17 protein-coding genes are annotated in these 20,256 nt (G+C 73.4%); 10 read left to right on the forward strand and 7 right to left on the reverse strand.

The window, feature by feature from the left end:
- Positions 1-196 precede the first annotated feature (196 nt).
- The 7 genes from ACFYMU_RS10770 (at position 197) to ACFYMU_RS10800 (ending at position 8,852) form a co-directional block, all read left to right on the forward strand.
- On the forward strand, positions 197-961 hold the full coding sequence (locus tag ACFYMU_RS10770; RefSeq protein WP_388371032.1) for an IclR family transcriptional regulator: 765 nt from the start codon (positions 197-199) through the stop codon (positions 959-961).
- A gap of 347 nt (positions 962-1,308) precedes the next feature.
- Positions 1,309-2,097, forward strand: a complete 789-nt coding sequence (locus tag ACFYMU_RS10775) for an MIP/aquaporin family protein (protein ID WP_388371035.1) — start codon at positions 1,309-1,311, stop codon at positions 2,095-2,097.
- Positions 2,098-2,182: 85 nt separating this feature from the next.
- A complete protein-coding gene (gene glpK, locus ACFYMU_RS10780; protein WP_388371037.1) occupies positions 2,183-3,721 on the forward strand; it encodes a glycerol kinase GlpK in 1,539 nt (512 codons plus the stop codon).
- Positions 3,722-3,727: 6 nt separating this feature from the next.
- Positions 3,728-5,335, forward strand: a complete 1,608-nt coding sequence (locus ACFYMU_RS10785) for an FAD-dependent oxidoreductase (protein WP_388371040.1) — start codon at positions 3,728-3,730, stop codon at positions 5,333-5,335.
- 202 nt (positions 5,336-5,537) lie between these two features.
- Positions 5,538-6,311 (forward strand): nucleoside phosphorylase, encoded by a 774-nt coding sequence (locus ACFYMU_RS10790; RefSeq protein WP_388371043.1) that lies wholly within the window; start codon positions 5,538-5,540, stop codon positions 6,309-6,311.
- Positions 6,308-7,627: an amidohydrolase gene (locus ACFYMU_RS10795; protein ID WP_388371046.1), complete on the forward strand. Its 1,320-nt coding sequence runs from the start codon at positions 6,308-6,310 to the stop codon at positions 7,625-7,627. Before ACFYMU_RS10790 ends, ACFYMU_RS10795 begins: the two co-directional genes overlap by 4 nt.
- 250 nt (positions 7,628-7,877) lie before the next feature.
- Positions 7,878-8,852, forward strand: coding sequence for a PAC2 family protein (locus tag ACFYMU_RS10800; protein ID WP_388371049.1), 975 nt, complete (start codon positions 7,878-7,880; stop codon positions 8,850-8,852).
- Positions 8,853-8,968: 116 nt separating this feature from the next.
- On the opposite strand, the gene mshC is transcribed toward ACFYMU_RS10800, so the two are convergent.
- The 4 genes from mshC to ACFYMU_RS10820 form a co-directional block, all read right to left on the reverse strand.
- Entirely contained in the window at positions 8,969-10,198 is a 1,230-nt protein-coding gene (gene mshC / locus ACFYMU_RS10805; protein WP_388371052.1) for a cysteine--1-D-myo-inosityl 2-amino-2-deoxy-alpha-D-glucopyranoside ligase, read from the reverse strand.
- Positions 10,199-10,445: 247 nt separating this feature from the next.
- Positions 10,446-11,264: an SCO1664 family protein gene (locus ACFYMU_RS10810; RefSeq protein WP_388371055.1), complete on the reverse strand. Its 819-nt coding sequence runs from the start codon at positions 11,262-11,264 to the stop codon at positions 10,446-10,448.
- Entirely contained in the window at positions 11,228-11,818 is a 591-nt protein-coding gene (locus ACFYMU_RS10815; RefSeq protein ID WP_388371057.1) for a DUF3090 domain-containing protein, read from the reverse strand. Before ACFYMU_RS10815 ends, ACFYMU_RS10810 begins: the two co-directional genes overlap by 37 nt.
- Positions 11,819-11,932: 114 nt before the next feature.
- Entirely contained in the window at positions 11,933-12,619 is a 687-nt protein-coding gene (locus ACFYMU_RS10820) for a histidine phosphatase family protein (RefSeq protein ID WP_388371060.1), read from the reverse strand.
- A gap of 104 nt (positions 12,620-12,723) precedes the next feature.
- Between ACFYMU_RS10820 and corA the strand changes: the two genes are divergently transcribed.
- Positions 12,724-13,722, forward strand: a complete 999-nt coding sequence (gene corA, locus ACFYMU_RS10825) for a magnesium/cobalt transporter CorA (RefSeq protein WP_388371063.1) — start codon at positions 12,724-12,726, stop codon at positions 13,720-13,722.
- A gap of 78 nt (positions 13,723-13,800) precedes the next feature.
- Here corA and ACFYMU_RS10830 read toward each other — a convergent pair whose 3' ends face one another.
- Together ACFYMU_RS10830 and ACFYMU_RS10835 are read right to left on the reverse strand one after the other, a co-directional pair.
- Positions 13,801-14,589, reverse strand: a complete 789-nt coding sequence (locus ACFYMU_RS10830; protein WP_388371066.1) for a ferritin-like domain-containing protein — start codon at positions 14,587-14,589, stop codon at positions 13,801-13,803.
- Between the two features lie 257 nt (positions 14,590-14,846).
- Complete coding sequence (locus ACFYMU_RS10835; RefSeq protein ID WP_388371069.1) at positions 14,847-15,902, reverse strand: LLM class F420-dependent oxidoreductase; 1,056 nt, start codon at positions 15,900-15,902, stop codon at positions 14,847-14,849.
- 159 nt (positions 15,903-16,061) lie between these two features.
- Here ACFYMU_RS10835 and ACFYMU_RS10840 point away from each other — a divergent pair, with 159 nt between their 5' ends.
- Complete coding sequence (locus ACFYMU_RS10840; protein ID WP_388371072.1) at positions 16,062-17,045, forward strand: aldo/keto reductase; 984 nt, start codon at positions 16,062-16,064, stop codon at positions 17,043-17,045.
- Positions 17,042-19,414, forward strand: coding sequence for a helix-hairpin-helix domain-containing protein (locus ACFYMU_RS10845; protein ID WP_388371075.1), 2,373 nt, complete (start codon positions 17,042-17,044; stop codon positions 19,412-19,414). The genes ACFYMU_RS10840 and ACFYMU_RS10845 overlap by 4 nt, the downstream gene beginning before the upstream one ends.
- A gap of 107 nt (positions 19,415-19,521) precedes the next feature.
- On the opposite strand, the gene ACFYMU_RS10850 is transcribed toward ACFYMU_RS10845, so the two are convergent.
- A complete protein-coding gene (locus ACFYMU_RS10850; RefSeq protein WP_388371078.1) occupies positions 19,522-20,229 on the reverse strand; it encodes a hypothetical protein in 708 nt (235 codons plus the stop codon).
- Positions 20,230-20,256: the final 27 nt, after the last annotated feature.

Below are 20,256 nucleotides of genomic sequence, written 5' to 3' on the forward strand. Positions count from 1 at the left end.
CCCGCAGCGGGCCGTACGGTCAGAGGCGTCCACGAGCCGGACGCGCGTGGCTCGGGTGACGCGGGCGGGGATTCCGGGGGAACGGATGGCGACGCCCGTTGGCGAGAGGTCGGTGACGACCGGTAGTGTTCGACATTGCCGAACGACGGTAGCGAACACCGGTCGGCGGTCGAAGGGGACGGAGGGCAGGACGGCGATGGCACGGAACATCCAGTCGCTCGAACGGGCGGCCGCGATGCTGCGGCTGCTCGGGGGCGGCGAACGACGGTTGGGCCTGTCGGACATCGCCTCGTCGCTGGGACTCGCCAAGGGCACGGCCCACGGCATACTCCGCACGCTCCAGCAGGAGGGGTTCGTCGAACAGGACGCGGCCTCGGGCCGTTACCAGCTGGGCGCCGAACTGCTGCGCCTGGGGACCACCTACCTGGACGTCCACGAGCTGCGGGCCCGCGCCCTGGTGTGGACCGACGACCTGGCCCGCTCCAGTGGGGAGAGCGTCTACCTGGGAGTGGTGCACCAGCAGGGCGTGCTGATCGTGCACCACGTCTTCCGGCCCGACGACAGCCGGCAGGTCCTGGAGATCGGGGCGATGCAGCCGCTGCACTCCACCGCCCTGGGCAAGGTGCTGTCGGCCTACGACCCGGTCGCGCACAGCGAGGCGCTGGAGGCGGACCGGAAGGCGTTCACCGACCGTACGGTGTGCGACCTGGACGGGTTCGAGCACATCCTCGACATGACGCGCGCGCGTGGCTACGCGGCCGACACGGAGGAGACGTGGACCGGGGTGGCCTCGATCGCGGCACCCATCCACGACCGGCGGCGGATGCCGGTGGGCGCGGTGGGCATCACCGGCGCCGTGGAGCGCGTGTGCCAGGACGGGGAGCTGCGCCCCGAGCTGATCGCGGCGGTCCGCGACTGCGCCCGCGCGGTGTCGCGGGACCTGGGCGCAGGGCGCTTCTGAGACCCGCACGCCCGCAGGTGGCCCCCGGCACGGCCGGGGGCTTCTTCGTGCTCCGGGGTCCCGATGCGGGTTCGACCCGCGGCACGGGGCCGCCGCCGCCCCCTCGTGAAGATCGATGACCTGCGGCGATCGATAACGATCGCGCATTCGAGAACGGGACTCTTGACGACCCTGCGAACAGGGGGCAAGACTCCCGTCCATCGGTCGGCATTGTCGAACACCTACCGGCAATACACGCTAGAGTGTGGCAACGTCACGGGCCGACATCGCCCTCACCCCCGAGGGCGCGGACCACCGGAGGGACCCGGGGTTCGCCTTCCCCTGGACGAAGGACAAAGGAGTCGCGGGTGTCCAGCTCCGACATCTTCATCGGCGAGACCATCGGTACCGCCATACTCATCCTGCTCGGCGGCGGCGTCTGCGCCGCCGTGACGCTGAAGGCCTCCAAGGCCCGTAACGCCGGCTGGCTCGCGATCACCTTCGGGTGGGGCTTCGCGGTCCTCACGGCGGTCTACACCTCGGCACCGCTGTCCGGTGCGCACCTCAACCCGGCCGTGACGCTGGCGCTGGCCATCAAGGACGGCGACTGGGGCAATGTGCCGGTCTACTGGGCCGGCCAACTGCTCGGCGCCATGATCGGTGCGGCCCTGGTCTGGGTCGCCTACTACGGCCAGTTCCAGGCCCACCTCACCGACAGAGAGATCGTCGGCGGCCCGGGAGCGCAGGACACCAAGGCCGTCGAGGCGCAGGAGGCCCAGGCCGGTCCCGTGCTCGGCGTCTTCTCCACCGGTCCGGAGATCCGGAACGCGGCGATGAACCTCGCCACCGAGATCATCGGCACCGTCGTGCTGGTGCTCGCGGTGCTCACCCAGGGCCTCAACGACAAGGGCAACGGGCTCGGCATCCTGGGCGCCCTGATCACCTCGCTCGTGGTGGTCGCGATCGGTCTCTCCCTGGGCGGGCCGACCGGATACGCCATCAACCCGGCCCGTGACCTCGGTCCGCGCCTGGTGCACGCCCTCCTCCCGCTGCCCAACAAGGGCGGTTCCGACTGGGGCTACGCCTGGGTTCCGGTGGTCGGTCCACTGATCGGCGGGGCGGTCGCTGCGGGCATTTACAACGTCGCCTTTGCTTGAGAACAGTGAGCTCTTCCAGGCACCGCCCGTCGCCGCCGCGCTGTAAAGACCGCCTCTCTTATCCATGGAACCTCAGGAGCACACCGTGACCGACGCACACACCGCCGGCCCGTTCATCGCCGCCATCGACCAGGGCACGACGTCCTCGCGCTGCATCGTCTTCGACCGGGACGGCCGCATCGTGTCCGTCGACCAGAAGGAGCACGAGCAGATCTTCCCCAAGCCGGGCTGGGTCGAGCACGACGCGACCGAGATCTGGACGAACGTCCAGGAGGTCGTCGCCGGAGCCATCGAGAAGGCCGGCATCACCCGGGACGACATCAAGGCCATCGGCATCACCAACCAGCGCGAGACCACCGTGCTGTGGGACAAGAACACCGGTGTGCCCGTCCACAACGCGCTGGTCTGGCAGGACACCCGCACCGACACCCTGTGCAAGGAACTCGGCCGCAACGTGGGCCAGGACCGCTTCCGCCGCGAGACCGGCCTGCCGCTGGCCTCGTACTTCTCCGGTCCGAAGGCCCGCTGGCTGCTCGACAACGTCGAGGGCCTGCGGGAGCGCGCCCAGGCCGGCGACATCCTCTTCGGCACCATGGACACCTGGGTCATCTGGAACCTGACCGGCGGTGTCGACGGCGGGCACCACGTCACGGACGTGACCAACGCCTCCCGCACCCTGCTGATGAACCTGCACACCATGCAGTGGGACGACAAGATCTGCGAGTCGATCGGCGTCCCGATGCAGATCCTGCCGGAGATCCGCTCCTCCGCCGAGGTCTACGGCGAGATCACCGGCGGCCGGCTCGGCGAGCTGCTCGGCGGCATCCCGGTCGCCTCGGCCCTCGGCGACCAGCAGGCGGCCCTGTTCGGCCAGACGTGCTTCTCCGAGGGCGAGACCAAGTCCACCTACGGCACCGGCACCTTCATGGTGATGAACACCGGCGACAAGATCATCAACTCCTACTCGGGCCTGCTGACCACGGTCGGCTACCAGATCGGCAACCAGAAGCCGGTCTACGCCCTGGAGGGCTCGATCGCCGTCACCGGCTCCCTGGTGCAGTGGATGCGCGACCAGATGGGGCTGATCTCCACCGCCGCCGAGATCGAGACCCTCGCGCTGTCGGTCGAGGACAACGGCGGCGCCTACTTCGTGCCCGCCTTCTCCGGCCTGTTCGCCCCGTACTGGCGCTCCGACGCCCGCGGTGTGATCGCCGGCCTGACCCGGTACGTCACCAAGGCGCACCTCGCGCGCGCCGTGCTGGAGGCCACCGCCTGGCAGACGCGTGAGATCGCCGACGCCATGACCAAGGACTCGGGCGTCGAGCTGGCGACGCTCAAGGTCGACGGCGGCATGACCTCCAACAACCTCCTGATGCAGACGCTCGCCGACGTCCTGGACGCGCCGGTGGTGCGCCCCATGGTGGCCGAGACCACCTGCCTCGGCGCCGCCTACGCCGCCGGTCTCGCCGTCGGCTTCTGGACCAACGTCGACGACCTGCGCGCCAACTGGCGCCGGGCCGCCGAGTGGACGCCCCACATGGACGCGGAGACCCGCGACCGTGAGTACAAGAACTGGCTCAAGGCCGTCGAGCGGACCATGGGCTGGATCGAGCACGAGGAGTAATCACAGATGACCACCCTGCAGAGTGTCCCGGCTCTGGGGACGCACCCGGCCTACGGCTCCCACCCGAGCCGCGCCGAGACCCGGGAGCAGTTGTCCAGGGCGACGTACGACCTCCTGGTGATCGGCGGCGGGATCCTGGGCATCTCCACGGCGTGGCACGCCGCGCAGTCGGGCCTGCGGGTGGCGCTGGTGGACGCCGGCGACTTCGCCGGCGCCACCTCCTCCGCCTCCTCCAAGCTCCTCCACGGCGGGTTGCGCTATCTGCAGACCGGCGCGGTGAAGCTCGTGGCGGAGAACCACTTCGAGCGCCGTGCGGTCTCCCGCCAGGTGGCCCCCCACCTGGCGAACCCGCTCACCTTCTACCTCCCCGTGTACAAGGGCGGGCCGCACGGCGCGGCGAAGCTCGGGGCGGGCGTCTTCGCCTACTCCGCGCTGTCGGCGTTCGGTGACGGCGTCGGCCACCTGCTCTCCCCGGCCAAGGCGCAGCAGGACGTGCCGGAGCTGCGCACCGAGAACCTGAAGGCCGTGGCCGTGTACGGCGACGACCAGATGAACGACGCGCGCATGGCGCTGATGACGGTCCGTGCGGCCGTCGACGCGGGGGCCGTCGTCCTCAACCACGCCGAGGTGACCGGCCTGCGCTTCGCCCGCGGCCGGGTCACGGGTGCCGAGCTGAGGGACCGGCTCTCCGGTGACGAGTTCGGCGTCGACGCGCGGCTGGTGCTGAACGCGACCGGCCCGTGGGTCGACCACCTGCGCAGGATGGAGGACCCGAACGCGGCGCCGTCCATACGCCTGTCCAAGGGGGTGCACCTGGTGCTCAGGCGCACCTCCCCCTGGAAGGCGGCGCTGGCGACGCCGATCGACAGGTACCGCATCACCTTCGCCCTCCCCTGGGAGGACATGCTGCTGCTCGGCACGACCGACGAGCCGTACGAAGGCGACCCGGCCGAGGTCGCGGTGAGCGACAAGGACATCGCGCAGATCCTCGACGAGGCCGCCTTCTCCGTCCGCGACCAGCAGCTGCGGCGCGAGCTGATCAGCTACTCCTTCGCGGGTCTGCGGGTGCTGCCGGGCGGTCCCGGCGACACCGCCAAGGCGAGGCGCGAGACCGTCGTCACCGAGGGCAGGGGCGGCATGCTGTCCGTCGCGGGCGGCAAGTGGACGACCTTCCGGCACATCGGCCGCACCGTCATGCGGAAGCTGGAGTCGCTGCCGGGCCGCCCGCTCGGCGACGACTTCGAGCCGATCTCCACGCTGCCGAAGCGGCTGCCGCTGCCGGGCATCGCCAACCCGCGCGCGGTCGCCCACCGGTTGGTGGTCGACGGTCCGGCGCCCGGTCCCCGCATGGCGCCCGACACGGCCGGGCACCTGGCCACCCACTACGGTTCGCTGGCCTTCGACATCGCTCGGCTGGCCAACGAGAACCCGGAACTGGGCGAGCGGATCCACCCCGACGCCCCGGAGATCTGGGCGCAGGTCGTCTACGCCCGGGACCACGAGTGGGCCGAGACGGCGGACGACGTGCTGCGCCGCCGCACCACCCTGACGATCCGCGGCCTGGCCACGGACGAGCTGCGCGGCAGGGTGCAGGACCTGCTCGACAAGAGGTAGGCCCCCGCGACGCCGGGGTGATCCGAACGGCGGGGCCCGGGCCCCGCGGGAGACAAGGGGGCGGCTTCCACGGCGGAGGCCGCCCCTTCCGTGTGCGCGGGTGACCGCTGCGTACGGTGTCGGTGTGGCCGGCTGGGCCGGGGGTTCCGCGTCGGCCGGCCCGCCGCCCCCGTCGCCGTACCCGACCCGCTGGAGCCGCCTCATGCCGCAGGACCTGTCGCCCGTCACGCGCGTCCCCCGCACCGGACTGTCCCCGTACGCCGTCGTCGTCGGCGACCCGGCGCGCGCGGCGGACGTCGCCGCGCTGCTCGACGGCGCCGCGGAGGTCTCCCACCACCGCGAGTACCGGGTGTTCAGGGGGAGCTGGCGGGGCGTGCCGGTGACGGTCGCCTCGCACGGGGTCGGCGCGCCGGGGGCGATTCTGCTCTTCCGGGAGCTGGCGGACGCGGGGGTCCGCACGTTCCTGCGGCTCGGCACGGCGGGCGCGATGAGACCGGGGATCGGCGACGGCGACCTGGTGATCGCGGAGGCCGCCGTGCGCGACGACGGGGTCACCCAGCAGCTGCTGCCGCCCGAGTACCCGGCGGTGTCCGCGCCCGAGGCGGTCCTCGCGCTGCTGCGCGCCGCCCGCGCGGCGGGCGTGCCGCACCACCGGGGGTTCGTGTGGACCCGGGCGGCCTTCCAGCCCGGGCTGATCCCGCTCGACGCGTACGACCGGGCGGGCCTGGCGGCGATCGAGATGGAGCTGTCCGCGCTGCTGGTGACCGCGTCGCTGCGCGGACTCGTCGCGGGCGGGGTACTCGTCGTGGACGGGGTCAACGCCGACGAACTCGTCGACGAGGGGTCCTCCTTCTCGACGGGGGCCTACGACCCGCACCGCGAGATCGTCGCCCGGGGCGTGGAGCACGGCGCGGTCGTCGCCCTCGAGGCGCTGCGGCTGCTGGCGGAGGAGGAGCAGGAGGATGTCGCACCATGAGTGAGCGCGTCGACCTGCTGGTGCGCGGCGGCGACGTGCTGACGGTCGACGACGCCGGAACCTTCGTACGGGAGGGCGCCGTCGCGGTCCGCGACGGGTCGATCGTCGAGGTGGGCGGGGCCGGGGAGCTGCGGACGCGGTACACGGCGGACACGGTCGTCGACGCCCGGGGGTGCCTGGTCCTGCCGGGGCTCGTCAACGCGCACACCCATCTGGCGATGACACTGCTGCGCGGCCGCGCCGACGACGTCTCCCTGCAGGGCTTCCTGGAGCGCGTGCTGCGCTGGGAGGCCGAGCTGCTGTCACCCGAGACCGTGGGCGCGGCGGTGCGGGTCGCGGTCGCCGAGAGCGTACGGGCCGGGGTGACGTCGGCGCTCGACATGTACTGGTTCCACGAGGCCGCCGAGGAGGCCGCGCGGGAGGCGGGCTGGCGGATCCTGACCGGGCCGACCTTCATGGACGTCCCGGACTCCCCCGACGGCAGGGCGTACGGGGACCGCATGGCGTGGGCTCGCCGGGATCTGGCGGGGCGCACCGGGACGCGGCCGGGGACCCGGCCGGTGCTGTTCGCGCACTCGGCCTACACCCTGGCTCCGGAGCAGCTCACCGAGATCGCCGCACTGGCAGGGGAGTTCGGGGCGCTGCTGCACCTCCACGCCGCCGAGAACGCGACCGAGGTCGCCACCGTCGAGATGCGGTACGGCAGGCGTCCGGTGGAACTGCTCGACTCGCTCGGCCTGCTGGGCCCCGATGTGCTGCTCGCGCACGCCGTGGACCTCACCGGCCGGGAGATCGCGGCGCTGGCGCGCACGGGCGCCTCGGTGGCCCACTGTCCGGTGTCCAACCTCAAGCTGGGCTGCGGGATCGCGCCGGTGCCACGGCTGCTGGCCGCGGGGGTCACCGTCGCGCTCGGCACGGACGGGGCGGTCAGCTCCAACACGCTGGACGTGCTGGGCGCGGTCCGGCAGGCGGCGTTGGTGCACAAGGCGGGCGGCGATCCCACGGCGGTCGGCGCGGAGCGGGCGGTGCGGATGGCGACGGCCGAGGGCGCCCGCGCGCTCGGGCTCGGCGACCGGCTGGGCTCGCTGGAGGCGGGCAAGCGGGCCGACCTGATCGTGCTCGACCTGGACCGGCCGCATCTGCGTCCACGGCACGACGTGTGGTCCACGCTCGCGTACGCCGCGCAGTCGGCGGACGTGCGGGACACGGTCGTGGACGGGCGGGTCCTGATGCGCGACCGGGTGCTGGAGACCCTCGACGAGGAGGCGGCGCTGGCGGAGCTGGAGGCGGTGGCCGCGTCACCCGTGACGCGGTAGGCCGCACCCGCGCGCGCCCATCGCCTCCGTCGGGCAGCGGCTGCGCCGCACCCTCCGCGCCGCCGCCGCCGTCGCGGGCGCGGTCGCGACCGTGGTCGGCGCGGGTGGCCGAGGTGACGATCATGGGTGTTCGAAGGCCCTGGACGGGGCAGTCATCCGTTCACTCCCCCGTGCAAGGGGGCTGCGGGCGCCCCCGCCGCACGCCGTAAGGTTGGGACGTACGCGAGGGCACGTCGGAAGGAGGCGCTGGGTGATCGAGCTCGAGGGGGTTCCCGAGCTGATCGACCCGGTCATGGTGGCCGCGTTCGAGGGCTGGAACGATGCCGGCGACGCCGCTTCCACCGCGGTCGCGCATCTGGACAGGGAGTGGAAGGGCGAGGTGTTCGCGGCGCTGGACGCCGAGGACTACTACGACTTCCAGGTGAACCGCCCCACCGTCTTCATGGAGGCCGGGGTCCGCAAGATCACCTGGCCGACGACCCGGCTCTCGGTGGTCCGGGTGGGCGGCGAGAAGCCCCGCGACCTGGTACTCGTCCGCGGCATCGAGCCGTCGATGCGCTGGCGCTCGTTCTGCAACGAGCTGCTGGGCTTCGCCCACGAGCTGGGGGTGGAACTGGTGGTGATCCTGGGCGCGCTGCTCGGCGACACCCCGCACACGCGTCCCGTCCCCATCAGCGGGACCACGTCCGATCCGGATCTGGCCCGCCGGATGGACCTGGAGGAGACCAAGTACGAGGGCCCCACGGGCATCGTGGGCGTCCTGCAGGAGGCGTGCACCCACGCGGGCGTCCCGGCCGTCTCGCTGTGGGCGGCGGTCCCGCACTATGTGTCGCAGCCGCCGAACCCGAAGGCCACGCTGGCCCTTCTGAACCGGCTGGAGGACCTCCTGGACCTGCGCGTCCCGCTGGGCGAGCTGCCGGAGGACGCGCGAGCCTGGCAGGTCGGCGTGGACCAGCTGGCGGCCGAGGACAGCGAGGTCGCGGAGTACGTCCAGACGCTGGAGGAGGCCCGCGACACCGCCGAGCTGCCGGAGGCGTCCGGTGAGGCGATCGCCCGGGAGTTCGAGCGGTATCTGCGGCGCCGGGACGTCAGCCCGCCGGGCGGCCACGCCACCGCGGAGGGCGGCGAGGGCGGCTCGTACCTGCGGGACAACCCGAGCGGTCGGACGCGGCCGCCGAAGCCGCCCCGGCCGGGCGCCGAGGACGAGGACTCGTCGGAGGACTGACAGGGCGGTGCGCCTCGGCGCACCGCCCTCGTCGTGCCGCTCCCGCCGTCAGGTGCCGACGGCGGTCACGGCGCCCCGTGTCCGGTGCCCGGGCACGGGGCGAACGGCGCCGGTGCTCAGAGGGCCACGCCGAGCAGGGCGTCCACGGCACGCGACACCACGCCGGGAGCGGCCGTGTCCGTGCCGCCGCTCTCCTGCTGGAGCGCCGCCCAGCGGTCGACCGCGGCGAGCGCCGTGGGCGCGTCCAGGTCGTTCGCCAGGGCGTCGCGTATCTCTTCGACGACGGCCTCCGCGGGCGGGCCGTCGGGCCGGGAGACGGCGGAGCGCCAGCGGTCGAGCCGCGCCACCGCGTCCTGCAGCACCGCGTCGGTCCACTCCCAGTCGGACCGGTAGTGGTGGGCGAGCAGCGCGAGCCGGATGGCGGCCGGGTCGACGCCGTCGCGCCGGAGCCGGGAGACGAAGACGAGGTTGCCCTTGGACTTGGACATCTTCTCGCCGTCCAGAGCGACCATGCCGGCGTGCACGTACGCCTTGGCCATCGGGTACTCGCCGGTCAGCACCTGGGCGTGCGAGGCGCCCATCTCGTGGTGCGGGAAGGCGAGGTCGGAGCCGCCGCCCTGGACGTCGAAGCCCATGCCCAGGTGGTCGAGCGCGATGGCCACGCACTCGATGTGCCAGCCGGGCCTTCCCCGGCCCAGCGAACCGCCGTCCCAGCTGGGCTCGCCCGCGCGGGCGGCCATCCAGAGCATCGGGTCGAGCGGGTTCTTCTTGCCCGGACGGTCCGGGTCACCGCCGCGCTCGGCGGACAGCAGCCGCATGGTGGCGGCGTCCAGACGGGACACCGAACCGAAGTGCGGGTCGCACTCCACGGAGAAGTAGATGTCGCCGTCGAGTTCGTACGCGGCGCCCGCGTCCCGCAGCCGTTCGACCAGGGGGACGATGCCGGGTATCGCCTCCACGGCGCCGATGTAGTGCCTGGGGGGCAGCATCCTCAGGGCGGTCATGTCCTCGCGGAACAGGGCCGTCTCCCGCTCGGCGAGGGCCACCCAGTCGACGTCGTCGCGCTGCGCGCGCTCCAGGAGCGGATCGTCGACGTCGGTGACGTTCTGGACGTAGTGCACCTGCCGCTTGGTGTCGAGCCACACGCGCTGGACGAGGTCGAACGCGTTGTAGGTCGCCGCATGACCCATGTGGGTCGCGTCGTACGGGGTGATGCCGCAGACGTAGATACGGGCGACGGGACCGGGGCGGAGGGTGACGGGGCCACCGGTCGCGGTGTCGTGGATCCTCAGGTCGCGACCCTGACCGGGCAGGGCGGGGACCTCGGAAGCGGGCCAGGCATGCATGTCATGAGCGTAACCGGCGGAAGGTTCGGGCTACGAACCGGACCGCACGAACCGGACGCACGCACCGAATGGCCAAGACGGCGTTCTTGCACGGAAGCCCGACGCGCGTGCGGTGCGGCGTCCCGCGACCGTCGCCCGGTCCCGGGCCCGCCGCGGCCGGCCCCGCCGCGCCCGGGCGGTGCGCCTGCCCGCCGCCCGCCGACGGCCTGCCCGCCGCCCGGTGACCGCGCCGGCCCGCGGTCTCCGGTCACACGGGCGGCCAGGGAATCGCGGGCCACTCCCCGCCGGGCTCCGGATGCTTCCCGGACGCCAGCAGTGCCTCCACCCGGGCGCGCGTCGCCTCGACCTCCGCGAGGGTGATCAGCTCGGCCAGTCGGCCGGCCAGGGCCCCGCCGGCCCGCAGCCCGGCCCTGAGGACGCCCAGCGCCTCGATCGCCTCGCGGGTCAGGGGCTCCCCGGCCCAGCCCCACAGCAGGGTGCGCAGCTTGTTCTCGGTGTTGAAGGTGACCCCGTGGTCGATGCCGTACAGGCGTCCGCCGTCCGCGGGCAGCAGGTGACCGCCCTTGCGGTCGGCGTTGTTGATGACCGCGTCGAGGACGGCGAGCCGGCGGAGCCGCTCGTCGTCGGCGTGCACGAGCAGCGCGGTCCTGCCGCCGCCGACGTCGGCGAGGCCGATCGCCTTCCAGCCCTCCCCCGGTTCGTCGCCGTCCACGAGGGCGAGCAGTTCGGTCTCCGGCCCGCCCTCGATCCACAGCTGGCACATGCCCTGCCCGTACGGCCCTTCGCGCAGCACGGTGGGCGGCACGAGCCCCCACCCGGTCGCCTCGGACACCTCGTACGCGGCGACCTCGCGCTGGGCCAGCGTGCCGTCGGGGAAGTCCCACAGGGGCCGCTCCCCGGCGACGGGCTTGTAGATGCAGGCCGCCTCGCGGCCGTCGTGGGCGACCGTGCAGTACAGCGCCGCGTTGGACGCCTCGCGGATGCGTCCGCGCACGGTCAGCTCGCCCTCGGCGAGCATTCCGGCCGTGGTCAGGCTCCGCGGCGGTATCCGTTCTGGCGCGGACATACGTGTCCTTCCGGGTCGAGCGGGAGGCTGCACAGCGGGCAGGGCGGGCGCCCCGCGTTGACGACGTCGAGTGCGCGCTTGGCGAAGGCCCTCGCCTGGGCGCCGGTGAGCCGGACCCGCAGCATCGGGGGACCGTTCTCCTCGTCCTGCAGCAGCCGCTCCTCGGCCTCGGCGAGGTCCTCCTCGGAGTCGGCGTCCAGTTCCACCAGGGCCTGGGCCTCGACGATCATGCGCTGTTCGTCGCCGTCCCAGGCGAGGGCCATGGTGCCGACGCGGAACTCCTCCTCGATGGGAGTGTCCAGCGGGGCCGTGTCGGACACCTCCGTGGGGGCCACGGCGGGGACGGCCGCGCTGCCGCCGCTCCGTCGCACGACTTCGTCGAGAAGCTCGTCCATGCGCTCGGCCAGCGCCGCGACCTGGGTCTTCTCCAGGGCCACGCTGGTGACCCGCGGTCCGGACGACGCCTGAAGGAAGAAGGTACGGCGCCCGGGCAGCCCGACCGTACCGGCCACGAAACGGTCCGGGGGGTCGTAGAGGAACACCTGACGGGACACGTCCTGTCTCCATGGGATCGGGATCGGGTTCGGGACCGGCGACCGCACCGGTCCGGCTGGGTTGCTGACAACTGCTGCGCTGGTTCGACCGCTTCACCCTACTGCGGCCGACGATCACGGTGCGCCCGCGCCGCCGCCGACCGTGGCGTCGGAACCGGGGGGTTCCTCGTGCGGCACGAGGGAGGCGAAATCGCCGGTGTCGCCGAGGCGGACGAGAAACGGCCGCAGCCGGGTGTAACGGATCGCCGTGATGGAACACGGTTCGACGGAGATCCGCTGGAAGAGGTCGAGATGAAGTCCGAGAGCGTCCGCCACGAGGGACTTGATGACGTCGCCGTGGGAGCACATGAGGTACACGGCGTCGGCGCCGTGATCGCGCTCCACGCGCGCGTTCCACTCCCGCACCGCCTCCGCGGCGCGGGTCTGCATGGCCCGCATCGACTCCCCGCCGGGGAACGCGGCCGCCGACGGATGCGCCTGCACCACCTCCATCAGCGGCTCGTCCTTCAGCTCCGCGAGCTTGCGGCCGGACCAGTCGCCGTAGTGGCACTCGCCGATCCGCTCCTCGGCGTGGGTGCTCAGTCCGGGCCGGGCGTCCAGGAGCGGCTGCACCGTCTCCCGGCAGCGCTGGAGGGGGCTGGTGACGACCTCGGCGAGGGGCACCTCGGCCAGGCGCCCCGGCAGGGCGGCGGCCTGGGCCCTGCCACGCTCGTCGAGGGCGACGCCGGGGGTCCAGCCGGCGAGCAGTCCCGCGGTGTTGGCGGTGGAGCGTCCGTGCCGGACGAGGATCAACGTGGGCATGCCGCCCAGCCTAAGGGGACGTCCCACGCCCCGGGCAGGGCGAGCGGACGCGCGAGGGAGCCCCTCCGCGCGCCCGTGTCGCGTCGGAGCGGAGAATACCTGTCGTGATCATCGACTGCGCCATCTACCGCGACGGCCGCCGGACCGAGGGCCCCGAGGACCTCTCCGACGCCCTGGAGCAGGCGCGCGGGGCGGGGGACGCGTTCTTGTGGATCGGCCTGTACGAGCCGACGGCGGACGAGTTCGAGATGGTCACCGAGGAGTTCGGGCTGCATCCGCTGGCCGTCGAGGACGCCCTGAAGGCCCACCAGCGGCCCAAGCTGGAGGTGTACGAGGACTCGCTGTTCGTGGTGTTCAAGCCGGTGTCGTACGAGCCGCGCAGCGACACCGTCACCACCGGCGAGCTGATGCTGTTCCTCGGCGACTCGTTCGTGGTCACGGTGCGCCACGGTCAGGACATGCCGCTCGCGTCCGTCCGCCGCCATCTGGAGGAGCAGCCGGAGACGCTGCGGCACGGGCCGACGGGGGTGCTGTACTCGATCGCGGACCGGGTCGTCGACCACTATCTGGACGTGGCGACCGAGTTGGGGACCGACCTGGAGGAGCTGGAGGCGGACGTCTTCTCGCCCACGGGCGGGGACTCACGGCACACGGCCTCGCGGATCTACACGTTCAAGCGGCAGATCCTGGAGTTCCGGCGGGCGACGGTCCCGCTGGCACCGCCGCTGGCCCGGCTGGCCGGTCAGGGGGCGTTCGGTGCGACGGTGCCGTTCGTGCAGGAGAGGTCGCGCCCCTTCTTCCGCGACGTCAGCGACCATCTGACCCGGGTGAACGAGTCCGTGGAGGGCCTGGACCGGCTGGTGTCCGACATCCTCTCGGCGCATCTGGCGCAGATGAGCGTCCGGCAGAACGACGACATGCGGAAGATCTCGGCGTGGGCGGCGATGGCCGCGGTCCCCACCATGATCGCGGGGATCTACGGCATGAACTTCGACCACATGCCGGAACTGCGCTGGGTCGCGGCGTACCCGGTGGTGATCCTGCTGATGGGGGCCCTGGAGGTCCTGCTGTACCGGCTGTTCAAGCGGCGGGGCTGGCTGTAGGAGGCGCGCGGCCGCGCGGCCCCCGTCGGACGGCGACAGCGCCGGCGCGCTCCACGTGCGCGTGGAGCGCGCCGGCGGCTAGGCGACGTCCGACGCCGTGGTGGCGGGGCCGCCCAGGGCGTTGCGCCGTTCCGGCATCCTCAGCGAGACCATGCGGCGCCAGCCGCCGACGCGCTCGTAGGCGTACAGCAGGTGGACGGCCGCCGAGAGCAGCGCCGTCTTCGCCCGCGGCCAGCGCAGGATGCGCCCCATGCGGGCCGTCACCGCGAGGCCGACGTCCCGGTGGATGCGGATCTCGGCCAGGGCGCACTCGCGCAGCGCCCGCTGGATGGCGCGGCCGTGTCCGGCGCGCGCGAGGCGCAACAGCTCCTCGTGGCAGTAGGCGAGGTGGTTGTCCTCGTCGTCCGAGATCATCCTGACCGCCCGCCCCACGTCCGGATGGGCGGCGAAGTTCTTGCGCAGCAGCCGCATCTGTTCCGAGGCTCGCTGTTCGGTGACCCTGCTGTGGGCGAGGTAGGTGACGATGTCCTGCACGGTCAGCGGCCGGTCGCCCCGCAGCTTCTCGTGGGCGAGCCCCATCCCGTGCTTCTCCAGGAGCATCGTGTAGTCGGTCTCGGGAGGCACCTCGACGGGTTCCAGGCCGCGTTTCCTCATCAGGGCGTTGAAGAGCCGCCCGTGCTTGTCCTCGTCGGCGCCGTGCCGGGCGATCTTGGGCGCGAGGTCGCGTTCACCGGCCGGCACCAGCGTGGCGATGCGTCCGTTCTCCCAGCCGCCCTGTGCCTCGCCGCTGGCGGCGATGGAGCAGAAGAGCCGGAACGACTCGTCGTTGTCGAAGATCTCCTGGAACACGCTCTTGGCCGAAAGCATCACTGGCACCTCTCTGCAGGATCCGCAAAGAACGAGTCAAATGCGGTGCCAGGGAGGCGGCAACACGAGGGGCCGGCGACTGGGCCGAACGGAGGACGCGGAGGGCCGGCCCGCCGGGCGCCCCGGGCCGCGCCGCCGCGTGACCCGGCGTCCGCCACCGCGTAACCCGTGGCACGCCGGCGCGTTGTTCCCGGTGACGGCCGTGGCGGGGAGGACCCCCGAGCCCCCACCACGGCCGTGGAGACCCTTTCCTGCGGTCAGGCCAGCCCGGCCCGCTCCAGGGCCTCGGTCCCGGCCCGGAGCGCGGCGATCCGCTCCTCCAGCGTGAAACCGGCGGGCGCCAGCGTGAGGGTGGTGACGCCTGCGGCCGCGTACGCCTTCATCCGGTCGGCGATGCGGTCCACGGAGCCCAGCAGGGTGGTCCGGTCGATCAGCTCGTGGGGGACGGCGGCGGCGGCGCCCTGCTTGTCGCCGGACAGGTACTTGTCCTGGATCTCGGCGGCCGCCTGCTCGTAGCCCATGCGCTGGGCGAGCCGGTTGTAGAAGTTCTGCTTGCGGCTGCCCATGCCGCCGACGTAGAGGGCGGTGTAGGGGCGGAAGGTGTCGGCGAGCGTGGCGACGTCCTTGTCCTCACCGAGCGCGAGCGGGAGGGTGGGGCACACGTCGAAGCCGTCGAGGGTCTTGCCCGCCTTCTCACGCCCGGCGCGCAGATACCTGATCGCGGTCTCCTCGAGGTGCTCGGCGGCGGGGAAGATGAGGAGGGCGCCGTCGGCGATCTCGCCGGTCTGCTCCAGGTTCTTCGGGCCGATCGCGGCGATGTAGAGCGGGATGTGCTCGCGCTGGGGGTGCACGGTCAGCTTCAGCGGCTTGCCGGGGCCGCCGGGCAGGGGCAGGGTCCAGTGCTCGCCTTCGTACGTCAGCCGCTCGCGCGTCATCGCCCTCCGTACGATCTCGACGTACTCGCGGGTCCGCGCCAGGGGCTTGTCGAACTTGACGCCGTACCAGCCCTCGGAGACCTGCGGTCCGGAGACGCCGAGACCGAGGCGGAAGCGGCCGCCGGACAGCGAGTCGAGGGTGGCGGCGGTCATCGCGGTCATGGCGGGCTGACGAGCCGGGATCTGGAAGATGGCCGAGCCGACGTCGATGCGTTCGGTCTGCGCGGCGACCCAGGCGAGCACGGTCGCCGCGTCGGAGCCGTACGCCTCCGCGGCCCAGCACACCGCGTACCCGAGCCGGTCGGCTTCCCGGGCCACGGCCAGGTTGTCCGTGTCCATTCCGGCACCCCAGTAGCCGAGGTTGATACCGAGCTGCATGGCCCATTCCCCTTACCGATCAGTAACGTCCCTTGTCGGCAGACCTTAGCGCGGCGGCCCGCCCTGAGGGGAGAGCGGAGCCACGAGCGGCGGGCCTGGGACGACCGGTTGTCCACAGCCTCCCCGCACCACCAGTTCCGGCCAGTAATGTCGGCGTTCATGGAGCAGAGGCATCTCGGCCGTACCGGCCTTCGTGTGTCCCGGATCGGTCTCGGCACCCTGACCTGGGGCCGCGACACGGACGAGCATGACGCCGCGGACCAGCTGAAGGCGTTCTGGGAGGCCGGCGGCACCCTCGTCGACACGGCGGACGTGTACGGGGACGGGGAGGCCGAGTATCTGCTCGGGCGGCTCATGGACGGGCTGGTGCCACGCCGGGACCTCATCATCTCGACGAAGGCGGGGAGCGTGCCCGATCCCGACCGCCGCTTCGACGGTTCACGCGGCCACCTGCTCGCCGCGCTGGACGCCTCCCTCGCCCGCCTCGGCACGGACCATGTCGACCTGTGGCACATCCACGCCTTCGACCCGCACACCCCGCTGGAGGAGACGCTGCAGGCCCTGGACCTGGCGGTCACCAGCGGACGCGTGCGGTACGCGGGCGTCTCCAACTTCTGCGGCTGGCAGCTCGCCAAGGCGGCGACATGGCAGCTGGCGGCGCCGGGCACACGGACCCGCATCGCCAGTACGCAGATGGAGTACTCACTGCTGCAGCGCGGCGTGGAGCGCGAGGTGCTGCCCGCCGCCCTGGACCTCGGCGTCGGGCTGCTGCCGTCCTCCCCGCTGGGCCGGGGCGTGCTGACCGGCAAGTACCGGGTCTCGACGCCCGCCGACTCGCGCGGGGCGTCGGAGCAGCTGGCCCCGTTCGTCGCGCCCTACCTGGACGACACCGCGAGCAGCATCGTCGACGCGGTGCAGACGGCCGCCGACGGGCTGGCCACAACGCCGCTCCAGGTGGCGCTCGCGTGGGTCCGCGACCGGCCGGGGGTGGTCGCGCCGATCGTCGGCGCCCGCAACGCACTGCAGCTCACGGCGGCGTTGTCAGTGGAGAGGCTTAGTCTTCCTGACGAGATCTGCCGGGCGCTGGACGACGTGTCGGCCCCGGTGCACCGCTATCCCGATCACGACTGGAGCACGCTGTGACCACCGACCCGGAGACCACGGAGACGGCCCCAGGGCCGGAGCGGCCGGAGGCCGGGGCAGGGGCAGGGGCCGCCGGCACCGCCGGTGGCGCGGCCGGCGAGACGGGCGGGGGCCCGGCGTCCGCCAGGGGCTCCGGGGACCCGGTGGGCGGGACCGGGGCGGACGCCGCCACGGGGGGCGGCCGGACCGGGGACGGCGGCGCGGACGCGCCGGCCTCTTCCGCGGACGCGCCGGCCTCTTCCGGGGACGCGGGGGCCTCCGGCGCGGACGGCTCCGGGGACGCGGCCGGGGACGGCGGCGAGGCGGTGGGGACCGGGGACGGTGCGGCCGTCTCGCCCCAGCTGTCCGAGGCGGAGGCGGAACTGGCCGCCCAGCGGATCGAGCGGGAGCGGATCGAGCGGCGCAAGGCGGAGAAGAAGGGGCCGATCGCGGCCGGCGCGAGGCTCAGCGGGAAGGCCGCCGACCTGCTCGCGGCCGTGCGGGCCGTGGAGAGCGGTGAGAAGCCGGCGGCGAGCGCCTTCAGCGGGCCGGAGCCGACCCCGCGCCGGCCCGCCGCGCCGGAGCCCGTGCGGCGCGTGCAGCCCCAGGCGCCCCCGGCCCCGGCGGCTCCCGCCGCCCAGGCCGTCGCGGCGGTGCGCGCCGTGCTGGTGGAGGGCGGTGCCCCCGACGGCCTGGCGCCCCAGATCGCCGCGACCCTCGGCGAGGAGGCGGATGCGCGGCTGCGCGCCGACCCGTGGCGGTTGCTGCGGATCCCGGGGGTGCGGCCCGAGCAGGCCGACACCTTCGCCCGGGCACTGCTCGGTCCGCAGTGCCGCCCGGACGACGAGCGGCGGGCCCGCGCGGTCACGGTCTGGCTGCTGGAGCAGGCGGCCCTCGCGGGGCACACGGCGCTGGAGGCCCCGGCCCTCGAGGCCGCACTCGCCCAGCGCTCGGTGCCGGATCCCGACGCGGCGGTGCGGAGCACGATCGCCGAGGGCGAGGCCCTCGTCTTCCAGGACGCCCTGGACACCGCCGCGCCGGGTGGCGACGAGGAGGAGGGGTCGGAGGAGGAGCGCCCGGTCCGGGTGCTGATCGGCCTGGAGCGGTACGCGCTGGCGGAGGAGAGCCTCGCCGACGGACTGGCACGGCTGGTCGGCTCGGTGCCGAAGGACGACGGTTCGGCCGAGGGCTGGGAGCGGGCGGCCCGGTCGGCGCGCGGCTCCGCGGCGGAGCTGATCCGCGCGGCCGCCGGCCACGGCCTGGTCGTCCACACGGGCGGGGAGGCGTCGCGCGCCGAGCCGGCGGCGCTGCTGTGCGCGGCGCGCGAACTCGGAGTGCGCGCCTGGGCCGCCACGCACAGCCCGGCCGGCCGCACGCTGTTCGCGGCCCTCATCGGCGGGTCCGGCCTGCCCCCGGCTCCTGAGGAGCCGCGCCCGGCGGTCGCGACGGTGGCGGGTCTGCTGTCCGGTACGGAGGGCCCCGGCCGGGACGCGGACGGTGCCCTGGACCTCGATCTGCTCATCGTGCTCGACGCGCCGCAGCTCGACGTCGAGACGGCGGCCCTGCTCACCGAGTCGCTGCCCGACGGTGCCCGCCTGGTGCTCAGCGGCGATCCGGGCGTGCTGTGGTCGGCCGGTCCCGGGCGGGTCTTCGCCGACGTGCTCGCCGCCGGTGTGTGCCCCCGGATCGCCTCCCGGACGCCCGATCCCGGCCCGATCGGCGAGCTGGTCTCCGCGATCGGCGTGGGTGAGCTTCCACAGGTCGACGCGCCCGGCAAGGAGGTCGTGATCGTGCCGGTGCGGGACGCCGGGGAGGCGGTGCACCGGACCGTGCAGCTCGTCGCGGATTCGGTGCCGCGCGCGATCGGGATCCCGCCCGAGGACACCCAGGTGATCACGCCGGGCCATGGCGGCGCGGCGGGCACGCGCGCCCTGAACGCGGCGCTGAAGGAACGGCTCAACCCGGGTCCCGGCCGCTTCGGCGGCTTCGACCCCGGAGACCGGATCGTCCACTCCCCCGCCCCGGGCCGTGCGCTGCCGGGCCGCGTCGTCAGGGCCGACGCGGAGGGGCTGCACCTGGAGTGCTCCGGTGCCCCCGTCGTCGTACCGAAGGAGCGGGTGGAGCAGTCGGTGCGGCACGGATGGGCGCTGACCGCGCACCAGGCCGTGGGGCAGCGGTGGCCCGCGGTGGTCGTGGTGCTGCCCGGTGACGCCGCCCAGGCCCTCACCCGGCCCTGGGTGTACACGGCCTTCGGGCGGGCGGCAGGGCATCTGTCCGTCGTGCTCGGGGTGGAGCAGGCGCTGCCGCGAGCCGTGGCCGAGGTCCCGGCCAAGCCCAGGACCACCCGCCTGCCCGTGCTGCTCCGGCCCCAGGTCCCGGCGCCCGGCTGAGGCACCGGCGCGGCAGACGACGACGGCGGCCACCGGAGCGCCCGGTGGCCGCCGTCCCGCCCCGGCCGGCCCGCCGCCGCTCTCGCGGGGCGGTCGGCCGGGGTCGCTCAGCGGTCCGCGTCCAGCGGCTCCAGGTCCGCATCGTCCTCCAGCTCGCCGTCGAACTCCGGATCGGGTCCGAGGTCGTCCTCCAGGTCGCCGTCCTCCGTCTCCTCGTCGAAGACGGCGCTGACGTCGAAGCGGCAGACGACACGCTGCGGATCGATCTGCTCGAAGGGGTCTTCCAGCCATTCGCCCGGCTCCGCCGGTTCGTCCGCGGCCGTCACCCACAGCGTGGAGTCGCCCTCCTCCAGGCCGAACTCCTTGTGCCGGGAGGCGATCTCGTCCGGCTCGAACTCCCCGAAGAGGACGCCGAGCGCCCCGTGGACCGTGCCGGCCGACGACGCCGGCGGCGCGCTGTCCTCGTCCGCCGCCTCCACACGCTCCGCCTGCGCCAGCAGTCGCTGCGGTTCCGCCACCGTGTAGTCACGGCGGATCAGCACGCTCAGCGCGTTCGGTTCCTCGGGGCCCGTGTACGGCGGCAGCGTCTCCTCCGCACCGGGGATCTCGAAGGGTGTGACCTCGTCGTAGCGGTCGTAGAGCAGTTCGTCGTACTCCTCGGCCGCCGCGGCCAGCTCGTTGAACGCCTCGTAGACGGCCGGGTCGTCCTCGCCCGTCCTGCGCTCGACCGCGGCCAGGTGGCGGTCGAGCGCGGTCTTGACCGCCTCGGCGGCGGCGCGTACCTCGGCAGCGGTGGGCTGCGCAGCATCAGACATAGTGCAGACGCTATCCGTACCGGGCCC

The organism is Streptomyces sp. NPDC007264 (genome assembly GCF_042869095.1).
Taxonomy (GTDB): Bacteria; Actinomycetota; Actinomycetes; order Streptomycetales; family Streptomycetaceae; genus Streptomyces.